The organism is Kitasatospora sp. NPDC057738 (genome assembly GCF_042798815.1).
GTDB classification, from domain to species: Bacteria; Actinomycetota; Actinomycetes; order Streptomycetales; family Streptomycetaceae; genus Kitasatospora; species Kitasatospora lactacystinica.
This window is the reverse complement of record NZ_JBHVJT010000019.1, coordinates 85,404-100,961: the sequence shown is the minus strand read 5'-3', so window position 1 is coordinate 100,961 and position 15,558 is coordinate 85,404. Positions and strand designations below refer to the sequence as shown.

General features: G+C 74.8%; 11 protein-coding genes. 9 read left to right on the top strand and 2 right to left on the bottom strand.

Features of this window, described 5'->3' with window-relative positions; genetic code table 11:
* Window positions 1–35 precede the first annotated feature (35 nt).
* From ACFVGO_RS13355 to ACFVGO_RS13340, 4 genes are all read left to right on the top strand, one after another.
* Window positions 36–563, top strand: a complete 528-nt coding sequence (locus tag ACFVGO_RS13355; RefSeq protein WP_380356026.1) for a peptidylprolyl isomerase — start codon at window positions 36–38, stop codon at window positions 561–563.
* A gap of 486 nt (window positions 564–1,049) precedes the next feature.
* Window positions 1,050–4,136, top strand: a complete 3,087-nt coding sequence (locus tag ACFVGO_RS13350) for a BTAD domain-containing putative transcriptional regulator (RefSeq protein ID WP_380631811.1) — start codon at window positions 1,050–1,052, stop codon at window positions 4,134–4,136.
* A 155-nt stretch (window positions 4,137–4,291) separates the two neighbouring features.
* Complete coding sequence (locus ACFVGO_RS13345) at window positions 4,292–4,777, top strand: hypothetical protein (RefSeq protein ID WP_359910765.1); 486 nt, start codon at window positions 4,292–4,294, stop codon at window positions 4,775–4,777.
* Complete coding sequence (locus ACFVGO_RS13340; protein WP_380356020.1) at window positions 4,774–5,076, top strand: hypothetical protein; 303 nt, start codon at window positions 4,774–4,776, stop codon at window positions 5,074–5,076. The genes ACFVGO_RS13345 and ACFVGO_RS13340 overlap by 4 nt, the downstream gene beginning before the upstream one ends.
* Window positions 5,077–5,406: 330 nt before the next feature.
* Here the strand turns inward: ACFVGO_RS13340 and ACFVGO_RS13335 are convergent, their stop codons facing one another.
* Window positions 5,407–6,057, bottom strand: a complete 651-nt coding sequence (locus tag ACFVGO_RS13335) for a CatB-related O-acetyltransferase (protein WP_380631835.1) — start codon at window positions 6,055–6,057, stop codon at window positions 5,407–5,409.
* A 235-nt stretch (window positions 6,058–6,292) separates the two neighbouring features.
* Between ACFVGO_RS13335 and ACFVGO_RS13330 the strand changes: the two genes are divergently transcribed.
* The 5 genes from ACFVGO_RS13330 to ACFVGO_RS13310 all read left to right on the top strand — a co-directional run bounded on the left by ACFVGO_RS13330 (window position 6,293) and on the right by ACFVGO_RS13310 (window position 13,143).
* On the top strand, window positions 6,293–7,195 hold the full coding sequence (locus ACFVGO_RS13330; protein WP_359910774.1) for a SigB/SigF/SigG family RNA polymerase sigma factor: 903 nt from the start codon (window positions 6,293–6,295) through the stop codon (window positions 7,193–7,195).
* A gap of 82 nt (window positions 7,196–7,277) precedes the next feature.
* A complete protein-coding gene (locus ACFVGO_RS13325; protein WP_380356015.1) occupies window positions 7,278–7,673 on the top strand; it encodes an STAS domain-containing protein in 396 nt (131 codons plus the stop codon).
* Between the two features lie 137 nt (window positions 7,674–7,810).
* Window positions 7,811–8,302, top strand: coding sequence for an ATP-binding protein (locus ACFVGO_RS13320; protein WP_380631808.1), 492 nt, complete (start codon window positions 7,811–7,813; stop codon window positions 8,300–8,302).
* A 291-nt stretch (window positions 8,303–8,593) separates the two neighbouring features.
* Window positions 8,594–11,713 (top strand): phosphocholine-specific phospholipase C, encoded by a 3,120-nt coding sequence (locus ACFVGO_RS13315; RefSeq protein ID WP_380631806.1) that lies wholly within the window; start codon window positions 8,594–8,596, stop codon window positions 11,711–11,713.
* A gap of 119 nt (window positions 11,714–11,832) precedes the next feature.
* On the top strand, window positions 11,833–13,143 hold the full coding sequence (locus ACFVGO_RS13310; protein WP_380631804.1) for a M14 family zinc carboxypeptidase: 1,311 nt from the start codon (window positions 11,833–11,835) through the stop codon (window positions 13,141–13,143).
* Here the strand turns inward: ACFVGO_RS13310 and ACFVGO_RS13305 are convergent, their stop codons facing one another.
* Window positions 13,144–15,366 (bottom strand): MMPL family transporter, encoded by a 2,223-nt coding sequence (locus ACFVGO_RS13305; RefSeq protein WP_380631802.1) that lies wholly within the window; start codon window positions 15,364–15,366, stop codon window positions 13,144–13,146.
* Window positions 15,367–15,558 lie beyond the last annotated feature (192 nt).

Below are 15,558 nucleotides of genomic sequence, written 5' to 3'. Positions count from 1 at the left end.
TGGCCGCATCCGTAGGACCTATCGAAGGACGTGCCATGGCGGAAGAGCTGTACGCGACGCTGAAGACCAACAAGGGCGACATCGTGATCCGGCTGCTGCCGAACCACGCCCCCAAGACCGTGAAGAACTTCGTGGAGCTCGCCAACGGCGAGCGGGAGTGGATCGACCCGGAGACCGGCGAGAAGACCACGGACAAGCTGTACGACGGCACGGTCTTCCACCGGGTCATCGAGGGCTTCATGATCCAGGGCGGCGACCCCCTGGGCAACGGGACCGGCGGCCCCGGGTACAAGTTCGCGGACGAGTTCCACCCGGACCTGGCCTTCACCAAGCCCTACCTGCTGGCCATGGCCAACGCCGGACCGGGCACCAACGGCTCCCAGTTCTTCATCACCGTCGGGGCGACCACCTGGCTCACCGGCAAGCACACCATCTTCGGCGAGGTCGCCGACGAGGCAGGCCGGAAGGTCGTCGACGCCATCGCGACGGCGGAGACCAACCCCCGCAACGACCGCCCGGTCCAGGACGTGGTCATCGAGAAGGTCGTCATCGAGACCCGCTGACCGGAAGACTCTCCCGGGCGCCCGGCCACGGGCGCCCGGCCCCGGCACGGCGCGCGCCCGGTGACGACCCGTTCCACCGCACCGCCCCGCCGTTTCATCCCCGCGTTTCATCCCCGCGTTCCAGGGCCCCGGCATTCCCCCTGCTCAGAGCCCGTTCCAGCGTCCCGCCGTCCCTGATCGGCCGTTGACCCTTGCGGCCGGGACGGATCACCGCGCAGGCTCCGGTCGTCCGAGCCCCGCTCCGACCCGAGCACCGAAGGGGCACGGCCGCACCGGGACGTCACCGGCCGTCCACCTCCAGGGCCCCTCGGGCAACGAGAGTGTCGACGCGGGAAGCAACCCTGCGCAGCCCGTCGGGGGTCTGTACATCGACGACTCGATCAAGGTCGCCCGCTGGCAGCGGATCCATGGACGACGCTCCGCGATCGAAAGATCGCCTGGTGTCATAAGCTTGTCATATACATCTAATCCATCTAAGGGGGGTGCGTGGAGTTCCGACTGCTGGGCTCGGTGGCCGTGGTGGCCGCGGACGGCCGGGAGCTTCCGGCCGGATCGGCGAAGCGCCGCAGCCTGCTCGCCATGCTGTTGCTGAACCCCGGAGCACCGGTCACCGTCGAACGGCTCACCGAGACCCTCTGGGACGAGGAGCCGCCCCGGCACTCGCGCACCGTCATCCACAACCACGTCTCCGGGCTGCGCGCCCTGCTCACCGCCCACGACGCCCCCGCCGCCGGCGTCGAACTCGTCACCGACAACGGCGCCTACCTGCTGCGGGCCCCCGACCACGCGGTGGACACCGTACGGTTCGAACAGCTGGTGGTCCGCGCCCGCGCCCTGGAGGACGCCGCCGAGGCCGCCGCCGCCCTGCGCGAGGCACTCGCCCTGTGGCGGGGCCCCGCCCTCGCCGGCACCATCCCCGGCCTGCCGCTGCAGTGCGCCGCCCAGGCCCTGGAGGAACTGCGGCTGGCCGCCGCCGAGGAACTGGCCCGCGCCCACGGCCGGCTCGGCGACCACGGCGCGGCCGCGAACCTGCTGCACGCCGAGGCCACCGCCAACCCGCTGCGCGAACCGCTGGTCGCCGACCTCATGCACGCGCTCGGCCGCGCGGGGCGCCGCTCGGAGGCCCTGGACTGGTTCCACCGCACCCGCCGCGCCCTGGCCGAGGAACTCGGCATGGACCCCGGACCGGAACTCACCGACGCCCACGACCGCCTGCTGCGCACCGACCTGCCGCTGCGCACCGACGTGCCGCAGCGCACCGACGTGCCGCAGCGCGGCGACGTGCCGCAGGGCGGCGAGGCCCCGCGGCACACCGAGGCCCCGGCGGGCCGGTCCGACCGGGTGCCGCCGCCCCGGCTGCCCGGCGACCAGGAGCAGCCTGCCGTCCGGGCCGCGTCCGTCCGGGCCGCGTCCGACCGCGCACCGGCCGACCGCGCACCGTCCGACCGGGTCCCGCCCGCGCGGGTCCCCACCGTCGGCGGTCTGACCTCCGTCCCCGACCGGGCCCCCGGCCCCGAACCGCTGCCGGCCGCGGCCCCCGAGCCCGCCCCCGCCGCCGCTGCCTCCTCCTCCGCCGCGTCCGTGCTCGCCCCCGTCCCCGCGCCCGCCCCCGTGCGTCCGGCGCCCTGGCACCAGCCCGCGCCCTGGCCCTTCCCCCGCCGCCCGCGCGGCTTCGCCGGCCGGGAGGACGAACTGGCCGCGCTCGACCGGGCCACCGCCGCCCCCGGCGCCGTCGCCGTGCTCACCGGCGGCGCCGGCGTCGGCAAGACCACCCTCGCCCTGTACTGGGCGCACCGCCGCCAGCAGGACTTCCCCGACGGCCGGCTCTTCGTCGACCTGTGCGGCCACAGCCCGCTGCCGGAACGCGACACCGCCGCCGTCCTGCGCGAACTGCTGCTCGCCCTGGGCCTGCCCGCCGAGCAGATGCCCGCCACCCCCGAGGCGATGGCCGCCCGCTACCGGGAACTGACCGCCACCCGCCGGATGCTGATCGTCCTGGACAACGCCCGCCGCTCCGAGCAGGTCCGCCCGCTGCTGCCCGACGGCGACGACTGCGTCACCCTGGTCACCAGCCGCGACCGGCTCGGCGGGCTGGTCGCCTCCGACGCCGCCCGCCCGGTGCCGCTCGCCGAACTCTCCTCCCCGCAGGCCGTCGGCCTGCTCGCCGCGACCCTCGGCCCCGACCCGGTCGCCGCCGAACCCGAGGCCGCCGCCCGCCTGGCCGGCCTGTGCGACGGCCTGCCGCTGGCCCTGCGGCTGGCCGCCGCCCGCCTCGCCACCGGCCCGGCCCGCGCGCTGGCCGCGCTCGCCGAGGAACTCGCCGTCGAGCAGGACCGCCTGAACCTCCTCGACGTCGAGGACACCAGCGTGGCCGCCGCCCTCGCGCTGACCGTCCAGCACCTGAGCGAACCCGTCCGCCGTACGTTCCGCAGCCTCGGCGCCCACACCGGCGCCACCCTCGACAGCCGCACCGCCGCCGCCCTGGCCGGCTGCCGCCCCGAGGTGGCCGCCGACGCGCTGGCCGAACTGGCCACCGCCCACCTGATCGTGGAGATCGGCCGGGACGCCTACACCCTGCACGACCTGGTCCGCCTCTACGCCCGCAGCCTGCCCGGCGACACCGACACCCAGGTGCTGCCCCGCCTGCTCGACCACCTGCTGAACACCCTGCTCACCGCCTGCTCCGCCGCCGAACCCGGCAGCGAACCGTGCTGCACCCTGCCGCCCGGCACCCGCCGCCCCGCCGAGGTCCGCCCCTTCCCCGACCGGGCGGGCGCGCTCGCCTGGTACGCCGCCGAACGCGACACCCTGCGCGGCGCGGTCGAGGCGGCGGTCGCCGCCGGACTGCACGACCGCGCCTGGCGCCTGGTGCTGCTCCAGTGGCCGCTGATCGTCTGGCAGGTCCGGGACGGCTGGGCGCCGCTGCTCGAACACGGCCTGGCCGCCGCCGAGGCCGACCGCGACCCCGGCGCCCAGTCCCGCGCCCGGGCCCTGCTGGGCTGGGTCCTGCTGGAGGAGGGCCGCCCCGAACAGGCCCTCGTCCACCTGGAACGCGCCCCCGACCTCGCCGCCCGGGCCGGCGACAGCACCGCCCAGGCCGTCGCCCTGATCAACCTCGCCGTCGCCCTCGCCCGCCACGGCGACCGGGCCGGCCGCGCCCGGGCGCGCGGCCTGCTGGTGAAGGCCCTGTCCCTGGCCGAACGGGCCGGGCGCGCCGAACTCGTCGCCCTCGCCCGCCAGCACCTGGCCGGCGAGTGCCTGGCCGCCGGCGCCGCCGAGGAGGCCGCCCACCACGCCTCCCGCGGCCTGGCCGTCGCCGAGCCGCCCTTCCCGGTCGCCCGCCGGGTGGTCCTGCAGACCCTCTACGGCCGCGCCCTGGCCGCCACCGGCCGGCCGGAGGAGGCCGCGCTCCACCTCGGGGCCGCCCTGCGCACCGCCCGCGACCACCAGTACGGGGAGGGCGAGTCGGAGGCCGGCGCGGCCCTGCGCGCCCTGTCGGCCGGCACCCCCGCGGTGGCGGGCGCCGTCGCGACGGTCACCGCCGGATCGACGGCCACCGCCGGGCGGCACTGACGGCGCGCGGCACCGGCGGCGGGCAGCACCGGCGGCGGGCAGCACCGCCGGCCGCGCAGCACTGACGGGCCGTCCCGCCGGGAAGGATGAACAGCACGGGGGGAGCCCGGGCAGCGGGCGAAGCCGGCACACCACCTGCCCGAGGGGGTTTCGCGATGACCACGCCGCCGGAGCCGAACCGTCAGACCGAGCTGCTGGAGCTGTACAAGCTCGCCGTGGAGATGGCCGACCGGGTCTCGGCCCGCCGCGGCAACGCCAACACCTTCTTCCTGTCCGTGCAGACCGCGCTGGTCACCCTGATCGGCTTCGGCATACCCAAGCTGTCGGAGTCCCCGTGGTGGGTGGCGACGGCCGTCGCGCTGGCCGGCATCACGCTCTCCGGCGCCTGGTGGATGCAGCTGCGCAGCTACCGGGACCTCAACGGCGCCAAGTTCCAGGTCATCAACAGCATGGAGGAGAAGCTGTCCGCGCGGATCTACACCGACGAGTGGGACGTCCTGCGCAACGCCGCGGCACCCGGCCGGCGCCACCGGCACTACACCGAACTCGGCACCACCGAACGGCTCGTGCCGATGATATTCGCGGTGGCTCATCTGATCCTGCTCACGGGCACGCTCGCCACCGGCACACTGGCCGTATGAGCCACCTCGATCCCATCGCCGACCTGATCCGCTCCTGCCTGCCCTCGGAGGCCAGACCCCCCGCGGGCTCCGACGACCTCTTCCGCATCTACGCCGTGCTGCTCCAGGCCAAGGGCGAGCAGGTCACCGACGAGGACGTCCACAACGCCTGGACGGCCTGGACCCAGACCACCGACGACACCCACAAGGCCCTGGTGCCCTTCGACGACCTCGACGCCCGCACCCGCGCCCTCGACGCCCCGTACACCCTCGCCATCCGCACCGCCGCCCGCCGCCTCCACCACCCCACCGTGCGTTAGGGCGTGTCTGACAATTCCCGCCGGGTGCGCGACGCCGGGGCACGCACCTCGCCGCGTTGTCGTCGGTCGCCAATGCTCCGCAGTGGCTCCCTCCTCCGCCTTGCGATGCACGCACCCCAACGCCGCGCCCTGATCCGACGCGAATGGTCAGACACGCCCTGGCGACCCGGGCCCCGCCGTCTCCGGGGGACCGCGCGGGGCCGTCCTGCGGCCCCGGGTCGTACTGGGCGAGGCCGTGGCCGAGCGACCGGTCGACCGGCGCGTTCTCGGTGAGGACGACGAACACGTTGCGCGGCTCGGTGCCCGCGTACGCGTGGGCGGATGGCGGTCTCAGGCGCCCGGGGCGGCGGCCGCGAGCTCGTCGACGGTGCCGGACATGACGGTGCGCAGGTGGCGGGTGAGGTGCTCGACGGGCCAGTCCCACCAGGCGATGTCCAGCAGGCGGGCGATGTCGGCCTCGTCGTGGCGCAGCCGGATCACCCTGGCCGGGTTGCCGCCGGCGACGGCGTAGTCGGGGACGTCGGAGGTGACGACGGACCCGGCGGCGACGATCGCGCCGTGGCCGATGCGCACGCCGGGCATCACGGTGGTGCGGTAGCCGAGCCACACGTCGTGGCCGATCACGGTGTCGCCGCGCCCGGGCAGGCCGGTGATCAGGTCGAAGTGCTCGGCCCAGGCGCCGCCCATGACGGGGAAGGGGAAGGACGAGGGCCCGTCCATCCGGTGGTTGGCGCCGTTCATCACGAACCGCACCCCGGTGGCGAAGGCGCAGAACCTTCCGATGACGAGCTTCTCCGGCCCGTAGTGGTACAGCACGTTGCGGGTCTCGAACGCCGTCGGGTCGTCCGGGTCGTCGTAGTACGAGTACTCGCCCACCTCGATCAGCGGCGAGGTGACCAGCGGCTTGAGCAGGACCACCCGCGGCTGTCCGGGGAAGGGGTGCAGCACGGTCGGATCGGGCACGGCGGGGAGGTCGGGCACGGCGGGGGTCACGGGGGCGGCACCGCTTTCACGTCGACGGGGTGTCAGGGGCATCGGGGCGCCGGAGCGCGCCCTGCCATGATCCACCGGACGGCGCCGCGGACCACCGGGTTTTCCGGCCCCCGCCCGGGCGCCCGTCCGGGATTCACGAAACCTCCACGCGGCGTCGCTGCATCGATCGGCCGGGGCGGGGTATCCGGGGCGTTCGACCGTGCCGACAAGAGGAAGGACTCCGATGGTCACGACCACTGGTGAACTGACCGCCTCCGCCGCTTCGCCGACGAAGGACCCCTCCCGCACGGCCGGCTCCGCCACGGCGGGGCTGCGCGACCTGCTGCCACCGGAGCTGGCCGCCGCCGAGGACCTGCGGGAGGTCGCCCCGTCCGACGCCCGTGAGCTGACCCGGGTGCTGCTGCGCCGGCTCGCCGCGCTGGAGGAGGGCACCCGGGAGTACTCGTACGTGCGGGCCACCCTGGTGGAGATGAACCTGTCGCTGGTGAGGTTCGCGATCCGCCGCTTCAACGCCCACCGGGAGCCGCAGGAGGACCTGCTGCAGGTCGGCGCGGTGGGCCTGATCAAGGCCATCGACCGCTTCGACCCGGAGCTGGGCGCCGAGTTCACCACCTTCGCGCTGCCCACCGTGCTCGGCGAGATCCGCCGCCACTTCCGCGACACCACCTGGGCCGTCCACGTGCCCCGCCGCCTCCAGGAGCTGCGGATCGCCCTGGCCAAGGCCCAGGAGCGGCTGGCCCAGGAACTGGACCGGGCGCCCACGGTCGCCGAACTGGCCGACCACCTCCAACTCGCCGAGGAGGAGGTGGTCGAGGGCCTGACCGCCTCGAACGGGCACACCGCGGGCTCCCTGGACACCGGCACCGAGGACGACGACCGCCCCGGCTGCCTGGGCGAGCGCCTCGGCGAGGAGGACCCGGACCTCTCCAGGGTGGAGGACCTGGTGGCGCTCAAGCCGCTGGTCGCCGCCCTGCCGGAACGCGAGCGGCAGATCCTGTCGATGCGCTTCTGCGAGGACCTGACGCAGTCGCAGATCGGCGCCCGCCTGGGGCTGTCCCAGATGCACGTCTCCCGGCTGCTCTCCCGCACCCTGCGGCGCCTGCGCGAGGGACTGGAGGAGGACTGAGGGCGCCCGGGGCCCCGGCACCCGCTTGGCCGCGGCACGCCGCCTACGTAAGGTCGGAGGGCACGGACACGAGGGGACGACGATGATGCCATCCGACAACGACCAGCGGGGCCTCGCGCCGGCGGCCTCCCCCTACCGTGCGGAGCTCGCGGTACGGACCCGACCCGCGGCGGGCGGCGCGGTGGTCTGCGCCCTGGCGGGCGACCTCGACATCGAGACGCTCGCCCCCGCCGCCGACACGCTCACCGCCCTGGTCGCCCGGCGGCCCGGCGCGGTGGTGATCGACCTCGCGGGGGTGGGATTCTGCGACTCCTCCGGACTGAACCTCCTGCTCAAGACCCGCCTCGCGGCGGGGGAGGAGGGCGTGGGGCTGCACCTGGCCGCGGTGCCGCCCACCGTCATGCGGGTCCTCGAACTGACCGGCACCCGGGCGGTGTTCTCCATCCACGGCTCGGCCGAGGAGGCCCTGGCGGCCTGAGCCGGCCGGGCACGCCGCCGCGGGGCGGGTGCCGCGCGTGTCGCGGGTGCCGCGCACCCGGCGCCGGGGAAGGCATAATCCCGGGAGCGCCGGGAAACCGACATGCGAACCGCCGTCGATCCGAAGGGTGCCCTCATATGACGATGAGCCGGGGAACCCTGGACGGCGACGCGCACCGGGCCCGCCCTGCCGCCCTGCCGCCCGGTGGCCAGCGCCGCCGGCTGCCGCTGGCCGGGCTCCCCAAGCCGGTCGCCCGGGCCCGGGCCTTCACCGCCGAGGCGGTCGGCGACTGGTACCCGCCCGCCGGGGCGCCCGGTGCACCCGGCGCCCACGAGGGCGTCGGCGCGGACGTCGTGCTGCTGGTGGCGGAGCTGGTGGCCAACGCCATGCTGCACGGGGACGGCCCGCTGGAGCTGGTCCTGGACGCCACCGGGCAGCGCCTGCGGGTGGAGGTCAGCGACCGCAGCCCGGCCATGCCGGTGCTGCGCCTGCCGCACGAGCCGGCCCTGCCGGGCGGCCACGGCCTGTTCATCGTGGAGCGCACCGCCGACCGCTGGGGTGCCGAGCCGAACGGCCGGGGCAAGGCGATCTGGGCCGAGTTCGACGCCCACCGGCTGACCCGCCGCTGACCCGCGGCCGCCCCGTCGCTGACCTGCCGTCGAACCGCGGCCGACGCGCGGGCCGCCCCGCCGCCGACCCCGCGGCCCCGCACCCCCGCCGGCCCGTCGATCGGCCGACCGTTTGATCATGGGGCGTCAAGTTGTCTGTACAGCTCGGGGTCTCTTGCCGGTCATCGGCCCGTCATCGGACACCACGGCTGCGTCCACCTCGGTCTCGTACACATAACGGGTCCGGTCCGAACCGCGCGGCCGGCCCCCGTACCGAGGAACCGCGGTCCGTCAGCAAGGAGCCCCACCCTCATGAGTCCGAAGCCCGAACTGTCGCGCCGCAGTGTCCTCGGCGGCGCGGCGGCGGCCGCGGTGCTGTCCGCCCTCCCGCTCAGCGTCCAGCAGGCACTCGCCGCACCGGCCCGGCCCGGACGGTTGGCGGACATCCAGCACGTCGTGGTGCTCATGCAGGAGAACCGCGCCTTCGACCACTACTTCGGCACCCTGGCCGGCGTGCGGGGCTTCGGCGACCGCACCGCCGTGCGCGGCGTCGACGGCCGCTCGGTCTTCCACCAGCCCGACCCCGGCCGCAAGGAGGGCTACCTGCTGCCCTTCCCGATGAACGCCGCCCACACCAACGCCTACCAGCAGGGCGCGCCCGCCTTCGGCTACGGCGACTCCATGAACGCCTGGAACGACGGCCGCGCCGACGGCTCCGTCACCCGCCGCTCCTCCGGCTGGCTCGGCCAGGGCTACTACGAGTCCGCCGACATGCCCTTCTACCACGCCCTCGCCTCGGTGTTCACGGTCTGCGACGCCTACTACGCCTCCGTGCAGTGCAACACCAACACCAACCGCGACCACCTGATGACCGGCACCAGCGGCGGCACCGTCCGCGACACCCCGGTGACCGACAACACCGAGATCCCCGGCGGCTACGAGTGGACCACCTACGCCGAGCGCCTGGAGAAGGCCGGCGTCAGCTGGAAGACCTACCAGGCCCTCGACAACTTCGACGACAACGCCCTCGCCTGGTTCGCCCCCTTCGTCAAGGCCAAGCCCGGTGAGCCGCTCTACGAGCGCGGCATGCGCGCCGTCGGCGACCCGGCCAAGGCCAAGGACCCCTTCGCCATGGGCGACGCCCTGGTCGAGGCCTTCACCGCCGACGTCCAGGCCGACCGCCTCCCGCAGGTCTCCTGGATCGTCGCCCCCGCCGCGCTGTCCGAGCACGCCAACTACGCGCCGCCGAACGGCGAACACCTCACCTCCCGGCTGCTGTCCGCGCTCGCCGCCAAGCCCGAGGTGTTCCAGAAGACCGTCTTCATCCTCAACTACGACGAGCACGGCGGCTTCTTCGACCACCAGCTGCCGCCCGTCCCGCCGCTGGCCGACGGCCGCGGCAAGTCCAACGTCCCGGTCGACGGCGAGGTCGTCGTCCGCGTCTCCAAGGGCTCCTCCACCTACCACCGGGTCGTCGGCCAGGACGGCCGGTACCGGGTCAGGGCCGCCGACGGCACCCTCGCCTGGTCCGACACCCTCCCCGCCGGCGAGACCCTGGTCTCCGGCCCCTACCCGATGGGCCTGGGCGTACGGGTGCCGATGGTCGTCGTCTCCCCGTGGACCCGCGGCGGCGTCGTCGACTCCACCGTCTACGACCACACCTCCGTGCTGCGCTTCCTCGAACAGCGCTTCGGCGTCCAGGAGCCCAACATCAGCCCCTGGCGGCGCGCGGTCTGCGGCGACCTCACCAACGTCTTCGACTTCTCCGGCCGCAACCCCGCCTGGCCGCAACTGCCCGACACCAGCGGCAACCGCCAGAAGGTCGTCGACACCGGCAAGCTCCCCGCCCCCACCGTGCCCAGCCCGCAGACCTTCCCGAAGCAGGAACGCGGCACCCGCTCCTCGCGCCCCGCCCCGTACAACCTGCTCGTCAAGCCCCGCCTCAAGGGCGACGAACTGACCCTCGACTTCGTCAACCAGGGCCGCCAGGGCGCCGTCCTCGCCGTCTACCCCGCCCCCGGTGAGGCCCCCAAGCACTACACCGTCGCCGCGAAGAGCCGCCTGTCCGACGTCTGGAAGGTCGGCCCCGCCGGCTACGACCTGCGCGTCCACGGCCCCGACGGCGCCCTGTGGCACCTGCGCGGCGACACCGCCTCCGCCTACGAGGTCTCGCTCTCCGAGGAGAGCGACGGCAAGGTCCTGGAGGTCGACGTCATCAACCGCTCGCGCACCGCCCGGACCTTCCTGGTCGGCGACCTCGCCTACGGCGACGGCCTGCGCGAGGTCCGCGTGGAGGCCGGCGACGACCGCACCGTCAACCTCAAGGTCGGCCCCGAGGGCTGGTACGACGTCGCCGTCGCCGTCCAGGGCGACCTCGGCTTCCGCCGCCGCATCGCCGGCCGCTTCCCCTGGGACGACCGCACCGTCACCGACCCCGCCCTCGGCCTGGCCGACCCGCTCACCGTGAACCTCACCCTCGGCGCCGCCTCCACCACCATCGACGAACCCGTCCTGCTGCCCGGACACCCCGCCACGATCACCGCCACCCTCACCGCCACCACCGCCCTCACCCGCCTGGAGGCCCAGCCGCTGCTCCCGCCCGGCTGGAGCGCCACAACCGTCACCGCCGCGCCCGACCGGCTCGCCGCCGGCGCCGCCGCCACCGCCGTCTGGCAGGTCACCCCGCCCGCCCAGCTGCCCGCCACCGCCACCCACCGCCTGCTGGTCACCGCCCGCGCCCAGGCCGACAGCCGCTTCGCCCTCGCCGACGGCGAACTCGCCGCCCGCCCCGCCCCGGTGATGACCGGCCACCTCCTCGACGAGGACTTCGAATCCCTCGCCGACACCCTCAAGCCCGAGGCCGGCGTCCTCGGCTGGACCGCCCAGGCCCCCAAGGGCTGGACGGTCGTCAACGCCCCCGCCATGCCGCAGGGCACCGTCCGCCTCCAGGGCTGGACCTTCCACACCAAGCGCGAGTGGTCCGTCCCCGCCGGCCAGGACCGCGGCAACTTCACCCGCGCCCTGGGCGTCGTCGCCGTCGCCGACCCCGACGACTGGGACGACACCGGCTCGCCCTCCCGCAAGGGCGTCTTCGACTCCACCCTGGTCTCGCCCGCCGTCGCCGTCCCGGCCGGCACCGACACCCTCCACCTCGCCTTCGACTCCCACTACCGCCAGGAGGCCCCGCAGAAGGCCTCCGTCACCGCCGTCTTCGACAACGGCACCGAGACCCGCCTGCTCGCCTACGGTTCCGACGCCACCGGCAACGACAACGCCGGCAAGGACGTGCAGAACACCCGGATCACCCGCAGCTTCGCCGTCCCGGCCGGAGCCCGCTCGGTGACCCTCAGGTTCCGCATGTACGACGCCGGCAACAACTGGTACTGGGCCGTCGACCACATCCGCCTCGACACCCGCCCCATCACCGGCTGACACCCCCCGCCCCGCCCCGGGGCCGCCCGAGCCTCAGCGCCCGGGCGGGCCCGGCCCGTACCGGCGGCCCCGCGTGCCAGGTAGAACTACTGCCACGACCACAGGGGAGGAAACCGAAGGTGATCGACACGACGACCCCGGCCGGCCGGGCCGCCCAGCTCCACGACCGCTACCCCAGCCTCGACGAACTCACCGCCACCGCCCACCAGTTGGCCGACCAGCGGCCCGACCTGTGCCGGGTGCGCACCGTCGGCACCTCCCGCGCCGGACGCCCCCTGACCCTGCTGACCGTCGGCCGCGGCCCGCACGACCTCCTCGTCGTCGCCGGCGCCCACGCCGACGAGTTCGCCGGCCGGGCCGCCGTCACCGACCTCGCCCACCACGCCCTCACGGCCCAACACCCGGGCCTGGCCTGGCACTTCCTGCTCTGCCTCGACCCCGACGGCGCCCACCTCGCCGACGGCAGCCGCACCGCCCGCACCCTGCCCGCCTACTACGACCACTACTACCGCCCCGCCGCCGAGGACCAGCCCGAATGGGCCCCCGCCATCGGCTCCGACCTCCCCGAGAGCCGCACCCTCCTCCACCTCATCGACGAACTGCGCCCCACCCTCCAGTTCTCCCTGCACAGCACCGACGTCGGCGGCACCTTCGTCCAGGCCACCGGCGACCCCGCCGCCCTCGCCGACCCCTTCACCCGCTCCGCCGCCGACCTCGGCATCCCCGTCGAGACCGGCAACTACGACACCTTCCACCTGCACGAATCCGCCCCCGGCCTCTACCTCATGGCCCCCCACCACATCGACCACCAGGAGACCGCCACCGGCATGCTCACCCCCCACCAGGACGCCGGCGGCCGGGCCGGCACCTGGTTCGCCCCCCAGCGCCACGGCGGCCGGACCGTCCTGGTCGAAGTCCCCGCCTGGACCAGCGCCCACCTCGGCGACACCCGCCCCGCCGAAGCCGTCCGCCTCTACCTGCGCACCTGCGCCGACCGCCTGCGCCACCGCGGCACACTCCTCACCGCGCTCCTCGACGCCGCCCTGCCCTACGTGCGAAACCCCGACACCCCCCTGCTGCGCGCCGCCCGCACCCCGCTCACCGCCCTGCACCGACTCGCCGACCAATGGGACCCGGACGTCCACGGACAGGACCTCCTGCGCACCCCGCTCACCCGCGCCCGCCTCACCGGCATCGACCTGTGGGCCCACCGCGTCCCGGTCCGCGCCGCCGCCCTGCTGCGCCGCGCCGTCCGCGTCGCCGGCGCCCCCGCCGCACCCCAGGCCGCCCGCCTCGACCACCTCCTGCGCGACTGGTGCGCCCAGTACCAGCGGACCTTCCAGCCCGCCTGGCTCCCCGTCGCCCGCCAGGCCGCCCACCAGGCCAACACCGTCCGCGCCGCCGTCGCCCTGCGCCACCCGGAGTGCTAGCTAGGCGTTCGTGCCCTCGGTGTCGATGTGCGGCAGCACCCGGTCCAGGAACCGCGGCGTCCACCAGGCCGCCGCCCCCAGCAGCGTCATCACCGCCGGAACCAGCAGCAGCCGCACCACCGTCGCGTCCACCAGCACGCTCACGGCCAGGCCCAGCCCCATCATCTTGATCACCACGTTGTCGCTGACGATGAACGCGGCGAACACGCTCACCATGATCAGCGCCGCACAGCTGATCACCCGCGCGGTGATCTCCAGCGCGTGCGCCACGGCGTCGTGGCTGCGCCCGGTGCGCAGCCACGCCTCGTGCACCCGCGACAGCAGGAAGATCTCGTAGTCCATGCTCAGCCCGAAGACGATCGCGAACATCATCATCGGCACGTAGCTCTCGATCGGCACCTTCCCCTCCACCCCCAGCGCCGGCCCGCCCCAGCCCCACTGGAAGACCGCCACCACCACCCCGTACGAGGCGGCGATCGACAGCAGGTTGAGCACCGCGGCCTTGACCGCGACCAGCGGGCCGCGGAAGACCAGCAGGATGATCAGGAAGGCCAGCCCGACCACCACCACGATGATCAGCAGCAGCCGGCTCGACACGATGTCCAGGAAGTCGACCTGCGCCGCCGTGTTGCCGGTCACGTACGTCTTCGCGCCCGTGCCGGCCACCGCGTCCGGCAGCACGGTGTCCGCCAGCCGGTTCACCAGATCGGTGGTGGCCCGGTCCTGCGGGGCGCTCGCCGGGATCACGGTGCCGAACAGCACCGCGCCGTCCGGGCTGGTCTGCAGCGGGGTGCTGCTCGCCGCGCCGGGCAGGCCGGTGAGCGCCTGCTGCACCGAGGCCGACAGCCCCGCCCGCGCCTCGGCGGGCACGGCGCTCTGGTCGACCACCACCGTCAGCGGCCCGTTCGAGCCCGGCCCGAAGGCCTGGGACATCAGGTCGTAGGCCCGCCGGTCGGTGAAGTCGGTGGAGTCCGCGCCGTCACCGATGTGGCCCAGCTGGATGGAGAACAGCGGGATCGACAGCACCACGAGCACCGCCACCCCGGCCACCAGGTACCGCCACGGCCGCGCCTGCACCCGCCGGGCGTAACGGTGCCAGGCCCCGCCCTCCACGTCCCCGCCGGCCTCCGCGACCGGACGGCGCACCGCGAACCGGTCCATCCGGCGCCCGATCAGCCCCATCAGCGCCGGCAGCAGGGTCAGCGCCCCGAGCACCGCCGACACCACCGTGATGCCCGCCGCCGCCCCCAGCTTGGCGATGAAGGAGATCCCCGACACCGACAGCCCGGACAACGCGACGATCACGGTGCAGCCGGAGACCAGCACCGCCCGCCCGCTGGTGGCCACCGCCTGCCCGGCGGAGGCCACCGGATCCACCCCGTCCATCAGGTTCTGCCGGTGACGGGTCAGCAGGAACAGCGCGTAGTCGATCCCCACCCCGATGCCGATCATCGTCGCCAGCGTCGGCGCCACCGTCGCGAAGGTGGACAGCGCCGCCACCAGCCCCAGCACCCCCAGGCCCACCACCGCCGCGAACAGCGCCGTCAGCAGCGGCAGCCCGGCCGCGATCGCACTGCCGAACCCCACCAGCAGCACCACGACCGCCACCGCGAAGCCGATCACCTCGCTGGAACGGTCGTCCGGCGCCGGCCGGGCCAGCTCGCCCAGCGGCCCCCCGTACTCCACCTGCACCCCGGCCGCCCGCAGCGGCTCCACCGCCGCGTCCACCCCCGGCAGGTAGTCCTTGCCCAGCAGGGTCGGGTTGGTGTCGAACCGTACGGTGAAGTACCCGGTCAGCCCGTCGGCGGACAGCGGCCCGCCCGGCGGCGGGCTCTGCCCCGGCGGCGGCAGCGGACTCTGCACCGACAGCACGTGCGGCAACTGCTGGAGCGAGGCCGCCGCCTGGGCGATCTGCGGCTGGAACCCCGTCAGCGGCGCCGCGTCGTGCAGCACCACCTGGGAACTGGTGCCCGCCGCGGCCGGCTCGTGCGCCTGCAGGACGTCCCGGCCCTGCTGCGACTGGGTGCCGGGCAGCGAGAAGTCGTCCGAGTAGGCGCCGCCCACCGACTTGTTGGCGGCCTGGATGCCGGCCAGGGCGATCAGCCACAGCACGATCACGATCAGCGAGTGGCGCGCGCACCACTCGCCCAGGCGGCGCAGCGCCGAGCGCCGGGCCGGCGCCGCGGCGGCCGGCGAGGGGGCGGGACGGGCGGACGGCGGCATGGAAGGCTCCCGGGTCTCCTGCACGGCGGTGCGCCGATCGGCGCAGTCTTCCCGGCCGCCCCGCGCCGCCCACCGGTACCGGCGGGTAGTCGCCCCTACGGCCCCGGGAGAGAGAAAGAGGAGGGAGGGGGGGGGGGAAAGAGGGGGGGGAAGGGGGGGGGAAGGGGGGGGGGAGGAGGGGGGAGGGGGAGA

Excerpts from the sequence above, each read along its gene's own strand:
- ACFVGO_RS13320 (WP_380631808.1), top strand. The coding sequence starts at position 7,811 with ATGACGATGAGCCGGGGAACCCTGGACGGCGACGCGCACCGGGCCCGC.
- ACFVGO_RS13315 (WP_380631806.1), top strand. The coding sequence starts at position 8,594 with ATGAGTCCGAAGCCCGAACTGTCGCGCCGCAGTGTCCTCGGCGGCGCG.
- ACFVGO_RS13330 (WP_359910774.1), top strand. The coding sequence starts at position 6,293 with ATGGTCACGACCACTGGTGAACTGACCGCCTCCGCCGCTTCGCCGACG.
- ACFVGO_RS13355 (WP_380356026.1), top strand. The coding sequence starts at position 36 with ATGGCGGAAGAGCTGTACGCGACGCTGAAGACCAACAAGGGCGACATC.
- ACFVGO_RS13340 (WP_380356020.1), top strand. The coding sequence starts at position 4,774 with ATGAGCCACCTCGATCCCATCGCCGACCTGATCCGCTCCTGCCTGCCC.
- ACFVGO_RS13345 (WP_359910765.1), top strand. The coding sequence starts at position 4,292 with ATGACCACGCCGCCGGAGCCGAACCGTCAGACCGAGCTGCTGGAGCTG.
- ACFVGO_RS13325 (WP_380356015.1), top strand. The coding sequence starts at position 7,278 with ATGATGCCATCCGACAACGACCAGCGGGGCCTCGCGCCGGCGGCCTCC.
- ACFVGO_RS13305 (WP_380631802.1), bottom strand. The coding sequence starts at position 15,366 with ATGCCGCCGTCCGCCCGTCCCGCCCCCTCGCCGGCCGCCGCGGCGCCG.